At 73.6% G+C, this 18,692-nt stretch carries 20 protein-coding genes; 13 read left to right on the forward strand and 7 right to left on the reverse strand.

Features of this window, described 5'->3' with window-relative positions; all coding sequences use genetic code 11:
- Positions 1-7 precede the first annotated feature (7 nt).
- Complete coding sequence (locus C1I99_RS16930; RefSeq protein WP_111135186.1) at positions 8-343, reverse strand: STAS domain-containing protein; 336 nt, start codon at positions 341-343, stop codon at positions 8-10.
- Between the two features lie 179 nt (positions 344-522).
- Between C1I99_RS16930 and hemL the strand changes: the two genes are divergently transcribed.
- The 6 genes from hemL to ccsB are packed head-to-tail and all read left to right on the forward strand — an operon-like array spanning position 523 to position 6,598.
- Positions 523-1,860 carry a glutamate-1-semialdehyde 2,1-aminomutase gene (gene hemL / locus C1I99_RS16935; RefSeq protein WP_111135187.1) on the forward strand — a complete coding sequence of 446 codons (1,338 nt, stop codon included), beginning with the start codon at positions 523-525 and terminating at the stop codon, positions 1,858-1,860.
- Positions 1,861-1,865: 5 nt separating this feature from the next.
- The gene (locus C1I99_RS16940; protein ID WP_111135188.1) at positions 1,866-2,513 is read left to right on the forward strand and encodes a histidine phosphatase family protein; all 648 of its coding nucleotides are present in this window, start codon (positions 1,866-1,868) and stop codon (positions 2,511-2,513) included.
- Positions 2,513-3,085, forward strand: coding sequence for a TlpA family protein disulfide reductase (locus C1I99_RS16945; protein ID WP_111135189.1), 573 nt, complete (start codon positions 2,513-2,515; stop codon positions 3,083-3,085). Before C1I99_RS16940 ends, C1I99_RS16945 begins: the two co-directional genes overlap by 1 nt.
- Positions 3,085-3,939: a cytochrome c biogenesis CcdA family protein gene (locus tag C1I99_RS16950; RefSeq protein ID WP_111135190.1), complete on the forward strand. Its 855-nt coding sequence runs from the start codon at positions 3,085-3,087 to the stop codon at positions 3,937-3,939. The genes C1I99_RS16945 and C1I99_RS16950 overlap by 1 nt, the downstream gene beginning before the upstream one ends.
- Positions 3,939-5,603: a cytochrome c biogenesis protein ResB gene (gene resB, locus C1I99_RS16955; protein ID WP_111135191.1), complete on the forward strand. Its 1,665-nt coding sequence runs from the start codon at positions 3,939-3,941 to the stop codon at positions 5,601-5,603. Before C1I99_RS16950 ends, resB begins: the two co-directional genes overlap by 1 nt.
- On the forward strand, positions 5,603-6,598 hold the full coding sequence (gene ccsB / locus C1I99_RS16960) for a c-type cytochrome biogenesis protein CcsB (RefSeq protein WP_111135192.1): 996 nt from the start codon (positions 5,603-5,605) through the stop codon (positions 6,596-6,598). The genes resB and ccsB overlap by 1 nt, the downstream gene beginning before the upstream one ends.
- Before the next feature lie 43 nt (positions 6,599-6,641).
- Here the strand turns inward: ccsB and C1I99_RS16965 are convergent, their stop codons facing one another.
- Positions 6,642-7,118, reverse strand: coding sequence for a MarR family winged helix-turn-helix transcriptional regulator (locus C1I99_RS16965; RefSeq protein ID WP_111135193.1), 477 nt, complete (start codon positions 7,116-7,118; stop codon positions 6,642-6,644).
- Positions 7,119-7,227: 109 nt separating this feature from the next.
- Here C1I99_RS16965 and C1I99_RS16970 point away from each other — a divergent pair, with 109 nt between their 5' ends.
- From C1I99_RS16970 to mqnP, 3 genes are all read left to right on the forward strand, one after another.
- Positions 7,228-7,782: a carboxymuconolactone decarboxylase family protein gene (locus tag C1I99_RS16970; RefSeq protein WP_111135194.1), complete on the forward strand. Its 555-nt coding sequence runs from the start codon at positions 7,228-7,230 to the stop codon at positions 7,780-7,782.
- Between the two features lie 326 nt (positions 7,783-8,108).
- Positions 8,109-9,569, forward strand: a complete 1,461-nt coding sequence (locus tag C1I99_RS16975) for a menaquinone biosynthesis decarboxylase (RefSeq protein ID WP_111135195.1) — start codon at positions 8,109-8,111, stop codon at positions 9,567-9,569.
- Entirely contained in the window at positions 9,569-10,543 is a 975-nt protein-coding gene (mqnP, locus tag C1I99_RS16980; RefSeq protein WP_111135196.1) for a menaquinone biosynthesis prenyltransferase MqnP, read from the forward strand. Before C1I99_RS16975 ends, mqnP begins: the two co-directional genes overlap by 1 nt.
- On the opposite strand, the gene C1I99_RS16985 is transcribed toward mqnP, so the two are convergent.
- Positions 10,527-11,453, reverse strand: a complete 927-nt coding sequence (locus C1I99_RS16985) for a terpene synthase family protein (protein ID WP_233512558.1) — start codon at positions 11,451-11,453, stop codon at positions 10,527-10,529. The two genes, mqnP and C1I99_RS16985, sit on opposite strands and share 17 nt — an antisense overlap.
- A 252-nt stretch (positions 11,454-11,705) precedes the next feature.
- Between C1I99_RS16985 and C1I99_RS16990 the strand changes: the two genes are divergently transcribed.
- Entirely contained in the window at positions 11,706-12,335 is a 630-nt protein-coding gene (locus C1I99_RS16990; protein ID WP_111135197.1) for a UbiX family flavin prenyltransferase, read from the forward strand.
- A 114-nt stretch (positions 12,336-12,449) separates the two neighbouring features.
- On the opposite strand, the gene C1I99_RS16995 is transcribed toward C1I99_RS16990, so the two are convergent.
- A complete protein-coding gene (locus tag C1I99_RS16995) occupies positions 12,450-12,716 on the reverse strand; it encodes a BldC family transcriptional regulator (protein WP_111135198.1) in 267 nt (88 codons plus the stop codon).
- A gap of 269 nt (positions 12,717-12,985) precedes the next feature.
- Here C1I99_RS16995 and C1I99_RS17000 point away from each other — a divergent pair, with 269 nt between their 5' ends.
- From C1I99_RS17000 to cds1, 3 genes are all read left to right on the forward strand, one after another.
- Positions 12,986-13,444 (forward strand): Lrp/AsnC family transcriptional regulator, encoded by a 459-nt coding sequence (locus tag C1I99_RS17000; RefSeq protein ID WP_111135199.1) that lies wholly within the window; start codon positions 12,986-12,988, stop codon positions 13,442-13,444.
- 74 nt (positions 13,445-13,518) lie between these two features.
- Positions 13,519-14,343 carry an SDR family oxidoreductase gene (locus tag C1I99_RS17005; RefSeq protein WP_111135200.1) on the forward strand — a complete coding sequence of 275 codons (825 nt, stop codon included), beginning with the start codon at positions 13,519-13,521 and terminating at the stop codon, positions 14,341-14,343.
- Positions 14,344-14,365: 22 nt separating this feature from the next.
- Positions 14,366-15,457: an L-cysteine desulfhydrase Cds1 gene (gene cds1, locus C1I99_RS17010; RefSeq protein WP_111135203.1), complete on the forward strand. Its 1,092-nt coding sequence runs from the start codon at positions 14,366-14,368 to the stop codon at positions 15,455-15,457.
- Between the two features lie 51 nt (positions 15,458-15,508).
- Here the strand turns inward: cds1 and C1I99_RS17015 are convergent, their stop codons facing one another.
- The 3 genes from C1I99_RS17015 to C1I99_RS34030 form a co-directional block, all read right to left on the reverse strand.
- Entirely contained in the window at positions 15,509-16,138 is a 630-nt protein-coding gene (locus tag C1I99_RS17015; protein WP_438941418.1) for a putative glycolipid-binding domain-containing protein, read from the reverse strand.
- Positions 16,139-16,237: 99 nt separating this feature from the next.
- Positions 16,238-18,001 (reverse strand): DEAD/DEAH box helicase, encoded by a 1,764-nt coding sequence (locus tag C1I99_RS17020; RefSeq protein ID WP_438941419.1) that lies wholly within the window; start codon positions 17,999-18,001, stop codon positions 16,238-16,240.
- Between the two features lie 201 nt (positions 18,002-18,202).
- Complete coding sequence (locus C1I99_RS34030; protein WP_233512559.1) at positions 18,203-18,685, reverse strand: hypothetical protein; 483 nt, start codon at positions 18,683-18,685, stop codon at positions 18,203-18,205.
- Positions 18,686-18,692 lie beyond the last annotated feature (7 nt).

Consider the following 18,692-nt stretch of genomic DNA (forward strand, 5'->3'; position numbering starts at 1 on the left):
GCGGGGGTCAGGGGGTGGTTTGGTCGTTGCGGATCATCAGGGCGCTGCGCAGGCCGGTGATGTCCAGGACGCGGAGCAGGAAGTCGCCGACGTTGGTCAGGACCAGCAGGCTCTGCGAGTGGCTGGCCTTGCGGCTGAGCACGACCAGGGTGCCCAGGCCCTGCGAGTCGCAGAAGGTGACCCCGCCGAGGTCGAGCACGATCCGCGGCGGGGGATCGGTGAGCACCTCGTTGACGACGGTCGACAGCTGGGCGGCCGTGAGCATGTCGATCTCACCGGCGAGGCGCAGCACGGCTTCGTCGCTCGACCGGTGTAGCGTGATGGACAGTTCGGCACGATCCACCGGGTCAGCCTAGCGCGATCCGGTCGACCGGGCCTGCCGAGGCGAGGCGACCCGATCGAGGGCGGCGCGTCCCCGCCCCCGCGCCCCGGTGAGATTCGGGGAGTGGTCGGGTGAGACTGGTAACCCGGGTCCGGGGTGCCTGCCGATTCGCTGCCCGGCGCTGACACAATGGCGGCATCGTGACCGATATGTTTCCCGCCGGATCCGGCCCTTACCCGGCCGACGCGCCGGCCTCAGCGGCCCTGTTCGACCGCGCCCGCGCCATCGTGCCGGGCGGGGTGAACTCCCCTGTGCGCGCCTTCCGCGCCGTCGGCGGCACCCCGCGCTTCATGGTCCGGGGGGAGGGGCCCTGGCTCTACGACGCCGACGGCCGGCGCTACGTCGACCTGGTCTGCTCCTGGGGCCCGCTGATCCTCGGGCACGCACACCCCGCGGTGGTTGAGGCCGTACGGGCCGCCGCCGCCCTGGGCACCAGCTTCGGTGCGCCGACGCCGGGTGAGGTCGAGCTGGCCGCCGAGATCGTCGAGCGGACCCCGGTCGAGCAGCTCCGGCTGGTCAACTCGGGCACCGAGGCAACCATGTCGGCGATCCGGCTGGCTCGCGGCTTCACCGGCCGCTCCAAGATCGTGAAGTTCGCAGGCTGCTACCACGGCCACGTCGACGCGCTGCTCGCCGCCGCCGGCTCGGGCGTCGCCACCCTCGGCCTGCCAGACTCGCCGGGCGTCACCGGCGCCGCCGCCAGCGAGACGCTGGTGCTGCCGTACAACGACATCGCCGCGGTGGAGCAGGTCTTCGCCGCCGAGGGGTCGCACATCGCCGCGGTGATCACCGAGGCCGCCGCCGGCAACATGGGTGTCGTCGCTCCGCGCGAGGGGTTCAACCAGCAGCTGGCCCGGATCGCCCACGCGCACGGGGCGCTGCTCATCGTCGACGAGGTAATGACCGGGTTCCGGGTCTCCCGCTCCGGGTGGCACGGCCTCGACGCCTGCAACGCCGACCTGTGGACGTACGGCAAGGTCATGGGGGGTGGACTGCCCGCCGCGGCGTTCGGCGGGCGCGCGGAGATCATGGCGCGACTCGCCCCGGCCGGCCCGGTCTACCAGGCCGGCACCCTCTCCGGTAACCCCCTCGCCTGCGCCGCCGGCCTGGCCACGCTGCGGCTGGCCGACGACGCCCTCTACCGCAGGCTGGACGACACGGCCTCCGCCGTGGGCAAGCTGGCGTCCGACGCGCTGGCCGCCGCCGGGGTCCCGCACCGGCTGTCGTACGCGGGCAGCATGTTCTCGATCTTCTTCACCGATGCCGACGTGGTCGACTACGACAGCGCGCGCACCCAGCAGGTGCCGGCGTTCAAGGCGTTCTTCCACGCGATGCTCGCGGCGGGCGTCTACCTGCCGCCGAGCGCGTTCGAGTCGTGGTTCGTGTCGGCGGCGCTGGACGACGCCGCCCTGGAGCAGATCGCCGCGGCCCTGCCGACCGCGGCGCGGGCAGCGGCAGCGGCAGGTCACGGGGGGTAGCGAGCGTGAGTACGACGGTGGTCCATGTGCTGCGGCACGGCGAGGTCTACAACCCGGAGGGCATCCTTTACGGCCGGCTGCCCGGCTTCCGCCTCTCCGAACTCGGCGTGCAGATGGCCAAGGCCGCCGCGCAGGGGCTGGCCGACCGGAAGATCGTGCACGTGGTGGCCAGCCCGCTGGAGCGCGCCCAGCAGACCGCCGAGCCGATCGCCGCGCAGTTCGGCCTGCCCGTTGGGGTGGACGAGCGGCTCATCGAGAGCGCCAACTGGTTCGAGGGCAAGAAGGTCTCCCCGGGTGACGGGTCGTTCCGCGACCCGCGCAACTGGTGGGTGCTGCGCGACCCGGTCACCCCGTCCTGGGGTGAGGCGTACCGGGCGATCGCGGAGCGGATGTTCGCCGCCCTGCACGCCGCCCGGGTCGCCGCCGAGGGGCGGGAGGCGGTGCTGGTCTCGCACCAGCTGCCGATCTGGACCCTGCGCCGGTACGTCGAGCGCAAGCGGCTCTGGCACGACCCCCGCCGGCGGCAGTGCGGCCTGGCCAGCCTCACCTCGTTCCATTTCGACGGGGCCAAGGTGGTCGGTATCGGCTACTCCGAGCCGGCCGCGCACCTGATCGCCATCTCGCCGACCGCCCGGACGGCCAAGGGGGCCTGATGAACACCCGGAGGTGGACCGCCGGCCTGCTCGCCACCGTCGCCACGGTGGCGCTGGCCGCCTGCTCGTCGACGAGCGCGGAGGAGACCTGCGACAACCGGGACGGCATCATCGAGTGCGCGCCCGACCGGCGCTCCGCACCGCCGAAGATCGCCGGTGAGCTGCTCGCCGGCGGCAGCTACGACGTGGCGACCGCGCGCGGCCAGGTCGTCGTGGTCAACTTCTGGGGCTCCTGGTGCGCGCCCTGCCGGGCCGAGGCCGACGACCTGGAGGCGACCTACCAGGCGACCAAGGCTTCCGGGGTGACCTTCCTCGGCATCAACGTGCAGGACAGCAAGGACAAGGCGATCGCCTTCGAGGAGGGCCGGGTCAGCTACCCCAGCCTGTTCGATCCGGCGAGCCGGCTCGCACTGGCGCTGGACATCCCGCCGAACACCATCCCGGCCACCGTCGTGCTGGACCGGGACGGCCGGATCGCCGCGGTGATCCGGGCGGCGGTGAAGCGGGAGGGCCTGCAACCCATCGTCGAGCGGATCGCCGCGGAGCAGCCCGCGTCCGACGGTTCCCGCTGATGGGTGAGACGTTCCGCCAGCTCGCCGAGTCCGGCCCGCTGCTGCTCGCCATCGGCGCGGCGGCGCTGGCCGGGCTGATCAGTTTCCTCTCCCCGTGCGTGCTGCCGCTGATGCCCGGCTACCTGTCGTACGTGACCGGGCTGGCCGGCGCGGACCTGGAGGGCCGGGCCGGCGCCGCCCCGGCGTCCGGTTCGCCGGCGGACGGGGCAGGCGGGGAGCCGGCCGGCGGCGGGGTCGCGGTCGCCACCCGGCCGGCGGCCCGGGTCCGGGCCCGGGTCAAGGGCCGGGTGCTCGCCGGGACGCTGCTCTTCATCGCCGGCTTCACGTTCGTCTTCACCGCCACCGCGATCCTCTTCGCCGGGTTCGGCCGGGTCTTCTTCGACCACGAGCGCACGCTGGAGATCGTCATCGGGGTGCTGGTCGTGCTGCTCGGGTTGAGCTACGTGGGTCTGGTCCCGGGGTTGCAGCGCGAGTTCCGCATCCAGCGGCTGCCCGCCGCCGGGCTGCTCGGCGCGCCTGTCCTCGGCGCGGTCTTCGCACTGAGCTGGCTGCCCTGCACCGGCCCGACGCTCGGCGCGGTGCTCGGCATGGCCACCGCCGGCGGGCAGACCGACCGGGCGGTGGTGCTCGCCGTGGCGTACTGCCTGGGGCTGGGGGTGCCGTTCGTCGTCTTCGGGCTGGGCTTCCACCGCCTGCTCGGGGTCTTCCGCGCCGTGCGGCGCAACAGCCGCTGGGTCACCCGGCTCGGCGGCGTCCTGCTGATCCTGATCGGCCTCGCGCTGATCACCGGTGGGTGGACGAACTTCGTGATCTGGTTGCAGACCACCGTCGGGGTGGGCGAGGTGAGCATCTGATGACCGTCGTGGACGATCGGCCGGCCACCCCGGCCGAGGCGCCCCGGCGTCGTCCCCACCGGGTGCTGGCCCTGCTGCGCAACTCCTGGCGGCAGCTGACCAGCATGCGCACCGCGCTGGTGCTGCTCTTCCTGCTCGCCGTCGCGGCCATCCCCGGCTCGGTGCTGCCGCAGCGCGGGGTCAACCCGGAGGACGTCCGCGACTACTTCACCGCCCACCCCGACCTGGCCCCGGTGCTGGACCGGATCGGCGCCTTCGAGGCGTTCGGCTCGGTCTGGTTCTCCGCGATCTACCTGCTGCTGTTCACCTCGCTGATCGGCTGCATCACCCCGCGGCTGCGCGACCACGTCCGCGCCCTGCGTTCGCGGCCCCCGGCCGCGCCGAAGCGGCTGGACCGGCTGCCGCAGCACGCGGTGTTCGCGGCGCCGGCCGGCGGCGCCGCGGCGGTCGCCGAGGTGCTGCGCCGCCGCCGCTGGCGGGTGGTGGTCCGTGGCGACGAGGTCTCCGCCGAGAAGGGTTACCTCAAGGAGACCGGCAATCTGCTCTTCCACACCTCGATGGTGGTGCTGCTGGTCGGCGTCGCGCTCGGCTCGTGGTACGGCTGGAGCGGCAACCGGCTGCTGGTCGCCGGCGAGGAGAACGCGTTCTGCAACACGCGGCAGCAGTACGCCGAGGCGAAGCTCGGCCCCCGGGTCGGCAGCGAGGACCTGCCCGCCTTCTGCCTGCGGCTGGACGACTTCCAGGCCCGGTTCCTGGAGACCGGCCAGCCTGAGTTCTTCAACGCTCGGGTGACCGTCGACGAGGCGGGCGGCGCGCCACGCCCCGCCGAGTTCTCGGTCAACTCACCGCTGCGCCTGGACGGCGCGAACGTCTACCTGCTCGGCCACGGCTATGCCCCGGTGATCCGCTACACCGACCGGTTCGGCCGCAGCCAGACCAGCGCTGTGCCGTTCCTGACCACCGGCGACGTCGGACTCACCAGCGAAGGGCTGGCGGCCTTCCCGGACGCCAACGTCGACCCGGCGACCGGCGCCCGGGACCCGAACCTCCAGATGGCCTTCACCGGCCTCTACCTGCCCACCGCCCCGGACGCCCCGCCGTACGTCCGCTCGGAGTACCCGACCGAGCGCAACCCCGCGGTCAACCTGGTCGCGTACCGGGGGAACCTGGGGCTGGACGCCGGGATCCCCGGCTCGGTGTACGAGTTGGACCAGCGGCAGGTACGCGCCGGCAAGGTCAAGGAGGTCGGCACCCGGCTGCTCAAGGTGGGCGAGGCCTGGACCCTGGACGACGGCACCACCGTCGAGTTCCTGGGCACCAAGCCGTACATCACCCTGTCGGTGCGGTACGACCCCGGCTCGACGCTGCTGCTGGTCAGCTCCGCGGTGCTGCTGGTCGGGCTGATGGGCTCGCTCTTCGGCCGGCGGCGGCGGGTCTTCTTCCGGGTCCTGCCGGCCGGTTCCGTCGACCCCGGGGGTGGATCTCCGACGGGCGGTAGTAGTTTGGTGGAGGCCGGTGGCCTGCCGCGCACCGACCATCCCGGGTTCGCCGACGAGTTCGGGCAGCTCGTCGCCGCGGTCAGTGGCGACGGGCGGCCGGACGAGCGGGCCGGCGCGGGCCGCGACGACGGCGACCGCTCCGGCGCGCGAGAAGGAGCCGAGTGATGTCCGCACTCTCCGACCAGCTGGTGACGTTCGCGATCCTGGCGTACCTGGTCGCGATGATCAGCCACGCGGTCGAGTACGCGCTCGGCAACGCCCGTGCCCGGGTCGCCGCCGCGCCCGTCCGCGAGCTGGTCGGCGCCGGCGTCGGCACGGCCGGCGGCCTGCCTCCGCTGGCGCCCGCCGTGGTCCCGGCGGCGCCCCCCGGCCCAACGGCGGCCGAGCGGACGGCCCGGCGGGCCCGGCTGGGCGGCCGGATCGCCGTCGCCGCCACCGCGCTCGCGGCGCTGCTGCACCTCGGGGCGCTGGTCGCGCGCGGCGTCGCCGCCGACCGGATGCCCTGGGGCAACATGTACGAGTTCGTACTCACGGTCTCCTGGATCGGCGTCGCCGCCTGGCTGGTGGTGCTGGTGAAGCGGCCGTCGCTGCGCCGCCTCGGGCTCTTCCTCAGCCTGGTGATGGTGCTGCTGGTGGCCACCGCCGAGCTGGTGCTCTACGTGCCGGTGGTGCCGCTGGTGCCGGCACTCAACTCGTACTGGTTCGTCATCCACGTGTCGACGATCGTGTTCAGCTCCGGCATCCTCCTGCTCGGCGTCGTGCCGGCCGTGGCGTACCTGATGCGGGCCGGCTACGAGCAGGGCCGGCGGAGCTTCCCGTACACCCTGGCGAAGCGGATGCCGACGGCGGCCGCCCTGGAGCGGCTGACCTTCGTGCTGCACGCCTTCGCGTTTCCGATCTTCACCTTCGCGGTGATCGCCGGGGCGATCTGGGCCGAGGCGGCCTGGGGCCGGCCCTGGGGCTGGGACCCGAAGGAGACCTGGGCGTTCATCTCCTGGGTGGTCTACGCCGGCTACCTGCACGCCCGGGCCACCCCGAGCGTGAAGCGGAACGTCGCGACCTGGCTCGCCGTGGTCGGCTTCCTCACCGTGCTGATGAACCTGTTCGGCGTCAACATCTTCTTCGAGGGTCTGCACTCCTACGGCGGCCTGCCCGACTGACCTCCTGTCTCTCCCGCAGCGAGGTTCCGGGTTCGCGGTCGGGTCAGCCGCCGAACCAGCCCGGCACGTCCAGACGGAACCAGTTGGCGGGGGTGACGGCCCGCAGGTCGTCCTCGATCGCGGCGACCCGCTCGGGGCCGAGGGTGTCCGCCCAACGCTGCCGGAGCTGGTCGAAGACGACCGCGGAGCGGCGCAGCCCGTCCAGGCCGCGCGGGGTCATCCGGACCAGCTTGCGCCGGGCGTCGCGGGGGTCGTCGGCGCGGTCCAGGTAGCCGAGGGCGACCAGCCGGTCCACCGTCTTGCCGGCCGCCTGCTTGGAGATGCCGAGCCGCTGGCCCAGTTCGGTGGCGGTGGTGCCGTCGGAGCCGACCGCCTGGAGCACGAAGCCGTGCAGCGGTCGCAGCTCCGGGTGCCCCTGCCGGGCGAGCTCCGCGTGCAGGTCGTCGATGAGCGTACGGAAGCCGGCCAGCAGGAGCAGGGGCAGCAGGAAGCCGGGCCGGTCGGACTCAGCCGTTGCCATGTTTGTCAACCGCGTTTACTATTTGGTCAACCACGTTGACGATCCTACGCCACGTCGGTCCCGCCGGCGTACCGGCGCTCCGGCCGCCCGCCCCGAAAGCAGGTCACCCATGTCCGTCTTCATCCGCCACACCCCCGACACCGTCCCTGCCGCCGCCCGCCCGACCGTCGAGGTGGTACGCCGCAGGTTCGGCCACCTGCCCGCCGCGGTGGCCCTGATGGCCGAGTCCCCGGAGCTGCTCACCGGCTTCCTCGCCGCCAACGCCGCCTTCGAGGCCAGCAGCCTCGACCCCGTGCGGCGTGAGGTGGTCGTGCTGACCGTCGGCACCCGCAACGAGTGCCACGTCTGCGTGGCGCTGCACACCGCCGCGCTGACCCGGCTCGGGGTCGACGCCGAACTGATCCACGCGCTTCGCGCCGGTACGCCGCTGCCGGACGCCCGGCTGGAGGCGCTGCGGACGTTCACCCTGGCCGTGCTCGACCATCGGGGCGCGGTGCCCGAGGACGCGCTGCGCGCCTTCCTCGACGCCGGTTACCAGCCGCGGCACGCCCTGGACGTGGTGCTCGGCGTCGGCACGTACACCATCTCCACCTTCGCCAACCGGCTCACCGGCGCACCGCTCGACCCGCCGCTGGCCGCCCACGCGTGGGAGCCGGCCGGCTGACAGTCGCGGCCCGGTCCTCAGAGTTCGGCGGCGACCCGGTCGAGGAGCGTCCACCGCTGCCGGATACGGGCCATCGCCGCGGTGTCGGCGAGATCGGGGCCAGGATCTCGTCGCGGAACCGCCGCAACGTCTCCGGGGTCTGCACGACCGAGATGTCCGCGAACTCCGCGGCCCCCTTCGCTCCCTGCGACAGCCCACGCATGGTGCCGCCGGACACCGACACATCCGCCCCCATCGGCAGCTGTTGTGGTGGAGCGCACACCCCGCCGGCGACATCCGCCACCCGGCTGGGGCGACCGGGACGCCGGTGCGGGAGACTGACTGCCATGGCGGCTCGTGGCTTCCCGTACACCGACCTCAAGGACTTCCTCGCGGCGCTGGAGCGCGCCGGTGAGCTGCGACGGATCACCGTCCCGGTCGACCCCACGCTGGAGATCAGCGAGATCGTCACCCGGACGGTCCGGGCCGGCGGCCCGGCCCTGCTCTTCGAACAGCCGACCCGGGGTGAGATGCCGGTGGCGATCAACCTGTTCGGCACCGAGAAGCGGATGGCGATGGCGCTCGGCGTCGAGTCGCTGGATGAGATCGGCGACCGGATCGGCGCGCTGGTCAAGCCCGAGCTGCCGGTCGGCTGGTCCGGCATCCGCGAAGGGCTGGGCAAGGTCATTCAGCTCAAGTCGGTGCCGCCGCGCAAGGTCAGAACCGCCCCCTGCCAGCAGGTGGTATACCGGGGCGACGACGTCGACCTGGGCCGGCTGCCGGGCCTGCAGGTCTGGCCGGGGGACGGCGGGATCTTCCACAACTTCGGGCTCACCCACACCAAGCACCCGGAGACCGGCAAGCGCAACCTCGGGCTCTACCGGCTCCAGCAGCACAGCCGCAACACCCTCGGCATGCACTGGCAGATCCACAAGGACTCCACCGCCCACCACGCGGTGGCCGAGCGGCTGGGCCAGCGGCTGCCGGTCGCGGTGGCGATCGGCTGCGACCCGGTGGTCAGCTACGCCGCGTCCGCCCCACTCCCCGGTGACATCGACGAGTATCTGTTTGCCGGGTTCCTGCGCGGCGAGCGGGTGGAGATGGTCGACTGCCTCAGCGTGCCGTTGCAGGTGCCGGCGCACGCGCAGGTGGTGCTGGAGGGCTACCTGGAGCCCGGCGAGCGGCTACCGGAGGGGCCGTTCGGCGACCACACCGGCTTCTACACCCCGGTCGAGCCGTTCCCGGTGCTGCACGTCGAGACCATGACTATGCAGCGGGACCCGGTCTACCACTCGATCGTCACCTCCAAGCCCCCACAGGAGGACCACGGCCTGGGCAAGGCCACCGAGCGGATCTTCCAGCCGCTGCTCAAGCTGCTGATCCCGGACATCGTCGACTACGACCTGCCGGCCGCCGGGGTCTTCCACAACTGCGCGATCGTGTCCATCCGCAAGCGCTACCCGAAGCACGCGCAGAAGGTGATGAACGCCATCTGGGGCGCGCACCTGATGTCGCTGACCAAGCTGATCGTGATCGTCGACGAGGACTGCGACGTGCACGACTACGCCGAGGTCGCCTTCCGCGCCTTCGGCAACGTCGACTACGCCCGGGACCTGCTGCTCACCGAGGGCCCGGTGGACCACCTCGACCACGCCTCGTACCAGCAGTTCTGGGGCGGCAAGGCGGGCATCGACGCCACCCGCAAGCTGCCCGCCGAGGGCTACACCCGCGGCTGGCCCGAGGAGATGAGCATGTCCCCCGAAATGGTCGCGCTGGTCGACAAGCGCTGGAAGGAGTACGGGATCTGATGGCCGCCTCCACGGACCCCCACGATCTTGCCGTGTCGGCCCCCGACTCGTCCCCGTCCTCCGCTCCGGCCGGTCCGGCACGGGCCCGACCGCGGGGGAGGGTGCGGGCGTTCCTCGACCTCGTCGCGATCGAGCACTCGGTGTTCGCGCTGCCGTTCGCGTACCTGTCGGCGCTGACCGCGATGCGGGTCGACGGCGGGCGGGTGCGGTGGGGTGACCTGCTGCTGATCACCGTGGCCATGGTCGGGGCGCGGACGTTCGCGATGGCCGCCAACCGCATCCTGGACCGGCGGATCGACGCGCGGAATCCGCGTACCGCCAACCGAGAGCTGGTGACCGGGGCGGTGAGCGTGCGCACGGCCTGGACCGGCGCGGCGGTCGCCCTGGCGGTCTTCCTGGCCGCCGCCGCCCTGCTCAACCCGCTCTGCCTGGCCCTCGCCCCGCTCGCGGTGGTGCCGCTGGTGGTCTACCCGTACGGCAAGCGGTTCACCAACTGGCCGCACGCCATCCTCGCGGTGGCCCAGGCGGTCGGCCCGGTCGGCGCCTGGCTCGCGGTTACCGGCACCTTCGCCGGGTCGTGGCCGGCCTGGCTGCTCGGCGCCGCCGTCGGCCTCTGGATCGGCGGTTTCGACCTGATCTACGCCTGCCAGGACGCCGAGGTGGACCGGCAGATCGGCGTGCACAGCGTGCCCGCCCGCTACGGGCTGCGCTTCGCGCTGCACGCCTCCACCGCCGCGCACGTGGTGACCTTCGCGCTGTTCATCTGCTTCGGCGGGCTGGTCGGCTTCGGCTGGCTCTGGTGGATCGGGCTGGCGCTCACCGCGGTCGCATTCGGCTACCAGCACCTGGTGGTGACCCCGGCCGACCTGAGCAAGGTGAACCGGGCGTTCTTCACCGCCAACGGGTTCGTCGGCATCGCGCTCTTCGCCTTCGCCCTGCTCGACCTGGTGATCCGGCTCAACCTGGGCCCCTGATCCGGCTGGCGGTGGCCGGCTCGGGCCGGGCACCGGGGTAGCGGGCGCTCTCCAGCGTCCACTCCACGGTGCCGCGCACCGCGTTCGCCACCGCCTCGAGATGGTCGGTGACCGCCTCGTCCAGCGTCGGCCCGAACGACGGCACCGCCGCGCGGAACTCGACGAAGTGCCGCATCGACTCCCGCCACCGGTCGGCCACCAGCTCGACGGCCGTCTCCACCGGGACCCGCCGCTCGGCGGCCACCGCCAGCACCAGGTTGTGCCCGCCCGAGGTGGCCTGGTCCCGTTCCAGCGACGCCAGATCGTTGTACCAGGAGAGCAGGTCGTTGCCGGTGTCGGCGATCCGGCGCAGCAGCGGGTGGCGGTAGACCGGGTCGGGCAGCGGGCGCCCGGTGACGAACTCCACCAGGGGATACGACACGTACGCGGCGGAGGTCGCCCGGCGCAGTTCGACGTACTCGGCGACGCCGGGGCGCCGGCCGGCGGCCTTGTTGACCGCCTCCTGCCAGGTGCCGTCGAGGTGGTGGGCGACGGCCTCGGCCATCCGCGCCCGCCAGCGGGCCGGCATCCGGCGCCAGGGCTCCCGCCAGGCCCGCAGCAGCAGCCGCCGCAGCGGCCCGGTCAGGCCGGCGTGGCGGACCCGCGGGCCGCTGGTCAGCATGGTCACCGCGGCGGCACGCAGGGCCCGGATCTGCTCGGTGCCCAGCCGACCCGGCCCGTCGCAGGCGTCGTCCACCAGGAAGAACCAGGTGAACAGGGCGGTCACCACCCGAAGGTCGGCCTCGCCGGCGTCCGGGTAGAGCCGGCCGGCGTACCGAGCGAAACCCGCGGCGGCCAGCCGATTCCGGGCGGCCCCGTCCAGCGGCAGGCCGAGCCCGGGCAGCAGCTCCTCGCCCAGCCACCGCTGCACCCGGTCGGCGTGCGGCGAGAGCCGGGGTGGGATGGGGCACGCGGACCGTAATGACTCGAGGACACTACCGGTCAGCACCGCTTCCTCCCGTGCGATCTGCGACCGCGCGAATCGCCTCCGGCAGCATGGCAGGTCGCCGGGAAACGCGCGCCCCCGCCCGGGCAACGCGCCCGTGGGGACAACCGCCGGACGGACTTCGCGGACGCCCGGGGTGGCCGGCGCCGGGCGGTGGCGACCAGGCAGTCTGGTGGCATGCGCGAACCATGGGTGGTCGGAGTCTCCGGGGCGTCCGGCACGCCGTACGCGGCGGCCGTCGTGCGGGCGCTGCTCGACGCCGGTGAGCCGGTGGACCTGATCGTCTCCCGGGCCGCCCGGCTCACCGTGCTGGACGAGACCGGCCGACCGTTCCGGGACGCCCACTGGGCCGAGGACCTGGCCGCCTGGCTGGGTCGGGACCTGACCGGCGCAGACGTGCGGCACTGGTCCGCCGGTGACCTCGCGGCCGGCCCGAGCAGCGGCTCCTACCGGGTACGCGGGATGGCGGTGGTTCCCGCGAGCACGGCGGCCTGCGCCGGCATCGCCATCGGGCTCTCCAAGGACCTGCTGCAACGGGCCGCCGAGGTCAATCTCAAGGAGCGTCGGCCGGTAGTCGTGGTGCCCCGGGAGACGCCGGTGACCCGCAGCCACCTGGAGCACCTGATCGCGCTGCACGACGCCGGTGCGGTCGTGCTGCCGGCCAGTCCCGGCTTCTACGGCGCGGGAGCGGCGGCCTCCGCCGCGCAGCTCGTGGACTTCGTGGCCGGCAAGGTGCTGGACGCGCTCGGCGTGCCGCACACACTGTTCCGGCGCTGGTCAGGCGAGCTGGGCGCGGCGCGGGAGTAACCCTGGGCCGCCGCTCGGCGCGGCCGCTTGCGGCGCCCCCGCCGATTGTCTTCCGCCACTCGATACCGAACGCGGACCGGACCTGTGTCCGGCCCGCGTCTCCTCCGCACCCACTCAGTACATGCCGGCGTTGGCCGGGCCGGGCCCGGTCGAGGCGGTCGGGCCGGTGTTGCGCGGTCTGCCCACGTCCTCCGCCTCGTCCAGCATGCCCTCCCCCTCAAGCAGGGCCCGCACCTCGGATTCCCGAAACCGGCGATGCCCTCCTGGAGTCCGGATGCTGCCGATCCGGCCCGCCGCCGCCCATCTCGTCACAGTCTTCGGGTCAACCCGAAACAGCGCGGCGACCTCACCCGGTGTCAGCAGGCGATCTCCAGTGTCCACAGCCCCCTCCTCGCGTCGACGAAGCCCCCGGCTGAACACACTGCCCCCGGCCGGTGCGAGCCCAGAGCCGTCATGAGGGACGTATGGCAATTACAGCACCAGCGACCTGTGCTGTCCGCCAAACGCGAAAAAAGTGCTGAGTGGGAAGTTAGTAAATGGTACCGGCGGCGCGCTCCCTTGACAGTAAGTATGCGAACTGTTACCTGCTGTCATGCACAACGCGCACCGGACGCCCGACGTTACGCCCGGGCGACTAGGGTCTACAGTCCGTGGACGCCATCGACCTGAGCCTCCTGGAGCTGCTGCGCGGCAACGCCCGCCTGTCGTACGCCGAACTGGCCCGGCAGGTCGGTCTCTCCGCGCCGGCCGTGCACGAGCGGGTCGGCAAGCTGGAGGCGAGCGGCGTCATCCGGGCGTACCGGGCGGAGGTCGAGCCGGAGGCGGTCGGGCTCGGCGTCACCGCCCTGATCGGCATCGTGGAGGATTCCGGCGGCGACACCGACGACGTGCTGGAGGCGTTCCGGCGGATGCCGGAGATCGAGTCCTGCTACTTCATGGCCGGCGTCGAGTCCTTCCTGCTGAAGGCGCGGGTCGGCACCATCGCGGAGCTGGAGCAGCTGATCGTACGGCTGAACCGGACCCCCGGGGTGGCCTCCACCCGCACCAGCATCGCCCTCTCCACCAAGTGGGAGAACCGCCCCCAGCCGGTCGCCCCACCGTTCACCTGACCACGGGCCGGCCGGATGAGCCGCTCGCTCGGCCGGGTCTGGTGCGCCGTCCGCCCCGGCGGTAGCGTGCGCCGATGACCAAGCCGGCGCCCGGAGCGGCCGTGGTGACCGGGGCCGCGGGGGGCCTCGGCCGGGCGGTCGCCGCCGCGCTGCACGCCGACGGCTGGCCGGTGCTCCTCACCGACGTCGACGCCGAGGCGGTCGCCACCGCCGCCGGCCCGTTCGGCGGCTGGTCCCGGCCGCTGGACGTGCGCGACGAGGCCGCCTGCGCCGCGGTGGCCGCCGAGGCCGCCGGTCGGCACGGGCTCGGCCTCTGGGTGAACAACGCCGGCATCCTGGTCACCGGCCCCGCCTGGGAGCACGACGCGGCGACCCGGCGGCGGGTGATCGAGGTGAACGCGCTGGGCGCGATGAACGGCACCCTCGCCGCGCTGGCGGTGATGCGGCCCCAGGGGCACGGGCACGTGCTCAACGTCGTCTCGCTGGCCGGGTTGGTGGCCGCCCCCGGCGAGACCGTCTACGCGGCCAGCAAGCACGCCCTGGTCGCCTTCAGCATCGGCATCCAGGCCGACCTGCGCCTGGCCGGCCATCGCGACGTACACGTGTCGTGCCTGTGCCCGGACGGGATCTGGACGCCGATGCTGCACGACAAGCTCGACGAACCGGCCGCGGCGGCCTCCTTCACCGGGACGCTGCTCAGCCCCGAACGGGTGGCCCGGCGGGCCGCCCGGCTGGCCCGGCGGCCGCGCGCGGTGGTCAGCGTCCCGCGCTGGCGCGGCGCGCAGGTCCGGCTCTTCGACGCGCTGCCCGGCGCGGCGCTGCGGCTCACCCCGCTGATCCTCGCGGCCGGCCGGGCCGGTCAGCGCCGCCAGCGCCGACGTGGCCGCGACCCGCGCTGACCGGACTTGCTACGTTTCCGGCGTGACTCATCTCGACCGGTGCGACGAGGCCAGCCGGCGGTGGGTGACCGAGGCGATCGCCACCGTTGAGGCGGACGCCAACCGGTCCGCCGACACCCACCTGCTGCCGTTCCCGCTGCCCCGGGCGTGGGGCATCGACCTCTATCTCAAGGACGAGTCGGTGCACCCCACCGGCTCGCTGAAACACCGGCTGGCCCGATCGCTCTTCCTCTACGGGCTCTGCAACGGCTGGATCGGGCCGGAGACCACCATCGTCGAGGCGTCCTCCGGGTCGACCGCCGTCAGCGAGGCGTACTTCGCGCGGATGCTCGGGTTGCCGTTCATCGCGGTGATGCCGGCCTCCACGTCCCCGGAGAAGATCGCGAAGATCGAGTTCCAGGGCGGCCGGTGCCACCTGGTGGAGGACCCGGCGAAGGTGGTCGTCGAGGCCCGCTGGCTCGCCGAGGACTCCGGCGGGCACTTCATGGACCAGTTCACCTACGCCGAGCGGGCCACCGACTGGCGGGGCAACAACAACATCGCCGAGTCGATCTACGCGCAGCTCGCCCTGGAGCGGCACCCCGTGCCGGCCTGGATCGTGGTGGGCGCCGGCACCGGCGGCACCAGCGCCACCATCGGCCGCTACGCCCGCTACCGCCGGCTGCCCACCAAGCTCTGCGTGGTCGACCCGGAGAACTCCGCGTTCTACCCCGCCTGGCAGGCGGCCGACTGGTCGGTACGCACCGGCCGGGGCTCCCGGATCGAGGGGATCGGCCGGCCGAGTGTGGAGGCGTCCTTCCTGCCCTCGGTGGTGGACCGGATGGTCCAGGTCCCCGACGCCGCCTCGCTGGCCGCGATGCGGGCCGGTTCGGCCGTGCTCGGCCGACGGGTGGGCGGCTCGACCGGCACCAACCTGTGGGGCGCGTTCGGGCTGATCGCCGGCATGCTCGCCGAGGGCCGCACCGGCTCGGTGGTGACCCTGATCTGCGACGCGGGCGACCGGTACGCCGACACCTACTACGCCGACGCCTGGGTGGCCGCCCAGGGCCTCGACCTGACCCCGCACCTGGCCACCGTCGAGCGCTTCCTGACCACCGGGGCCTGGCCGGCCTGAGCCGCCGCGTCTGCCTCCGCCGGCCGACGTCGGCGGCGCCGTGCCGGCCGGTCAGCGCGGGTCGATCCGCTCGGCCAGGCCGGGGTAGCGGCGTACGTACCTGTCGGCGTCGAGGTCGATGTCGGCGGTGAAGGTGTCGCTGGTGAATCGCACCCCGCCGGGGCCGAGCGGGGTGTAGACCTGCTCGGCGGGCACCACCACCAGGCTGGGCACCAGCACCCACGCCACCACGATCCGGTGCGGGACGTCGGCCGGCGCCGCGGGCAGCCCGAGCCGGCGTACCGGCAGGGCGTTGAAAAGCGCGGACCCGCCCAGGTCGACGTCGAGGGCGGCGGCCAGCCGGTCCGGGTCGTCGGTGCCGGGCAGCCCGACCGGCGGGTGCCCGGCGGCGGTCAGGGCCGCGTCCAGGTCACCCTGCTCGGTGGTGGTCACCCGCCACCGGTCCGCGGCCCGTTCCAGCCGTACGCTGCGCAGCCAGCCGGACCCCTCGGCCTCGACCTCGCACCGGACGGTGGCCCACTCCGGATCGGTGGCCAGCTGGTAGCGGCAGGTGTACGGGATCGGGTCGACGGCCAGCTGGCTGCCCCGCGCGGCCAGTCCCTGGCCGTCGTCGACGAGGGCGTGCTCGGCGCCGGCGGTGTCCGTCCGGGTCCAGAAGAGCGACTTCGGCATGGTCGACATGAGCCGGACGTTACGCGACCCGGAGCACGCCGGCAGGGCATGCGGAGACGCCGCCGCGGAGCCGGAGCTCCGCGGCGGCGTTCACGGTCCCTCGACCGTTCAGTGGGTACGCGCCGCCGGTCGGCCGCCGTAGCCCCGCCGGTCGTCGCGCGGCCGGTCGTCCCGGCCCCGGCCCTCCGGCCGGAACCCGCCCCGGTCGCCGTAGCGGCGCTCGCCTTGCGGTCGGTCGGTGTAGCGCCGTTCGCCCGCGTCGCGGTCGCCGTAGCCGCGGCCGTCGGTGGGGCGGTCGCCGTAGCGGCGTTCGCCCTGCGGTCGGTCGGTGTAGCGGCGTTCGCCCTGCGGTCGGTCGGTGTAGCGCCGTTCGCCCCGGTCCTCGAAGCTGCGGGCGCCGAAGGCACGGCCGTCGCCTGGCCGGTCGCCGTAGCGGCGTTCGCCCTGGGGTCGGTCGCCGTAGCGCCGTTCGCCCTGCGGCCGGTCGCCGTAGCCGCGGCCGTCGGTGGGCCGGTCGCCGTAGCGCCGTTCGCCCTGCGGCCGGTCGCCGTAGCGGCGTGGGCCGCCCGGGCGGTCGCTGTGCCGGCGCGGTTCCTCCGGCTCGTTGCGCACCGGCACGCCGCTGGGCTCGCGGGCGCCGGTCAGCTCGGCCAGCGCCGGGTCACCGGCCCGCACCCGGGTCTGGGCCGGCTCGACGCCGGCCTTCTCCAGCATGGCGAGGGTGGTCCGGCGCTGCTTCGGCAACACCAGGGTGGCCACCGCGCCCGACTCCCCGGCCCGGGCGGTACGCCCGGCGCGGTGTAGGTAGTCCTTGGGGTCCTTCGGCGGGTCGACGTGCAGCACCAGCGAGACCCCGTCCACGTGGATGCCTCGGGCCGCCACGTCCGTGGCGACCAGGACGTTCATCCGGCCCTCCCGGAACTCGGCCAGCGTGCGGGTACGCATCCGCTGGGTCTTGCCCCCGTGCAGCCCACCAGCCCGTACGCCGACGGTGGCCAGCTGCTCGACCAGCCGGTCGACGCCGAGCTGGGTACGAGCGAAGACCATGGTCCGGCCCTCCCGGGCCGCGATCGACGCCGTCACCGGGAACTTGTCGTGCGGCGGGATCAGCAGCATGTGGTGGTCCATGGTGGACACCGCAGCCGTCGGCGGGGCGGTGGAGTGGGTGACCGGGTCGGTCATGAACCGCTTGACCAGCGCGTCGACGTCCCCGTCCAAAGTGGCCGAGAAGAGCAGCCGCTGCGTCCCGGCCGGGGTCTTCGCCAGCAGTTCGGTGACCTCGGGCAGGAAGCCCATGTCGGCCATCTGGTCGGCCTCGTCGAGGACGGTGGTCGCCACGTCGTCCAGGTGGCAGACGCCCCGGTCGATCAGGTCGCCCAGCCGGCCCGGGGTGGCCACCACAATCTCCACCCCGCGCCGCAGGGCGTCGATCTGCCGGTCGTACGGCACCCCGCCGACGGCGGTCTTCAGGAACACGCCGACGGCCTTGCCGAGCGGCAGCAGAGCGTCGTTGACCTGCATGGCGAGTTCCCGGGTCGGCACCAGGACCAGCGCCCGGGGGCGCAGCGGCCGGGCCCGCTCACCGCCGGCCACCCGGGCCAGCAGCGGCAGCCCGAAGGCCAGGGTCTTGCCGGAGCCGGTCTGGCCGCGGCCGAGGACGTCCCGGCCGGCGAGCGCGTCCGGCACGGTGGCGCGCTGGATCTCGAAGGGCGCGGTGATGCCCTGCCGGGCCAGCGCGCGGACCAGCGGCTGGGGCAGGCCAAGCGCGGCGAAGTCGGTGGGTTCCGGCGCGGTGGCCGGCACCGGGGCGGCCGGCTCGGCGGCGGGCTGAAGGAGGGAGGTGGACGTGCTGGGATCAGCAGAGGTGGTCAAGAAATGCCTTTCGAGCGGGGCGCATCTTCGCGATGGCCTGCCGCAGCTAACGCCGCCGGGATCGCCCGCAAGATCGCCCATGGGCGCGCAGGGCGCGCGCCGGGTCAGTGATCTCCACAAGTGTACGGCGGCCACGGGAAGCCGCCACCCGACCGCTGATCGGTAGTGGGCGGGCTCACCCCTGGCCGCCGGCGTGCTGGGTCAGTTGCTCAGGACGTTGCCCATCAGCCCGTCCATCGCGTCGTTCGCCAGCAGGACGACCAGCACGCTGATCGCCACCAGCAGGCCGAGCGAGGCGGCCAGGACGACCACCACCCGGGTCGTGCTGGAGCGCTGGTCGGACGGCGTCTCCGCCCAGCCCTGGGCCAGGATGTGCCCGGTCAACGAGTCGGAGTTCTCGATCGGGTTGGTCGGGAAGGAGACCGTGGCGAAGCCCGGGCCGTCGGTGCCGGTGCTGTAGAGCGTGCCCAGGTCGGGGCCGCCGTCGTACCGACCGGGCTGGCGGTCGCCGGTAGGCCGCGGACCGGACGGCGCGCCGTGGACCGGGCCTCCCGGAGCGGACGCGCCGCCGGGAGGGACGGGCGGGTACCCGCCCGGCTGGAAGTCGGCTCCGGTCGACCCCGCCGGGCCGGTGCCGCCGGAGCGGCGGTCACCGGGGTTGGTCGGTGGCGGCCAGCTGGGCACGCTCTAC

Source organism: Micromonospora deserti (genome assembly GCF_003236335.1).
Lineage (GTDB): Bacteria > Actinomycetota > Actinomycetes > Mycobacteriales > Micromonosporaceae > Micromonospora > Micromonospora deserti.

Bases quoted from the DNA above. Each gene is read 5' to 3' on its own strand.
- mqnP (WP_111135196.1), top strand. From the start codon at position 9,569: ATGGCCGCCTCCACGGACCCCCACGATCTTGCCGTGTCGGCCCCCGAC.
- C1I99_RS17005 (WP_111135200.1), top strand. From the start codon at position 13,519: ATGACCAAGCCGGCGCCCGGAGCGGCCGTGGTGACCGGGGCCGCGGGG.
- C1I99_RS16970 (WP_111135194.1), top strand. From the start codon at position 7,228: ATGTCCGTCTTCATCCGCCACACCCCCGACACCGTCCCTGCCGCCGCC.
- C1I99_RS16950 (WP_111135190.1), top strand. From the start codon at position 3,085: ATGGGTGAGACGTTCCGCCAGCTCGCCGAGTCCGGCCCGCTGCTGCTC.
- resB (WP_111135191.1), top strand. From the start codon at position 3,939: ATGACCGTCGTGGACGATCGGCCGGCCACCCCGGCCGAGGCGCCCCGG.
- C1I99_RS16990 (WP_111135197.1), top strand. From the start codon at position 11,706: ATGCGCGAACCATGGGTGGTCGGAGTCTCCGGGGCGTCCGGCACGCCG.
- C1I99_RS16965 (WP_111135193.1), bottom strand. From the start codon at position 7,118: ATGGCAACGGCTGAGTCCGACCGGCCCGGCTTCCTGCTGCCCCTGCTC.
- ccsB (WP_111135192.1), top strand. From the start codon at position 5,603: ATGTCCGCACTCTCCGACCAGCTGGTGACGTTCGCGATCCTGGCGTAC.
- C1I99_RS16975 (WP_111135195.1), top strand. From the start codon at position 8,109: ATGGCGGCTCGTGGCTTCCCGTACACCGACCTCAAGGACTTCCTCGCG.
- C1I99_RS16945 (WP_111135189.1), top strand. From the start codon at position 2,513: ATGAACACCCGGAGGTGGACCGCCGGCCTGCTCGCCACCGTCGCCACG.
- C1I99_RS17015 (WP_438941418.1), bottom strand. From the start codon at position 16,138: ATGTCGACCATGCCGAAGTCGCTCTTCTGGACCCGGACGGACACCGCC.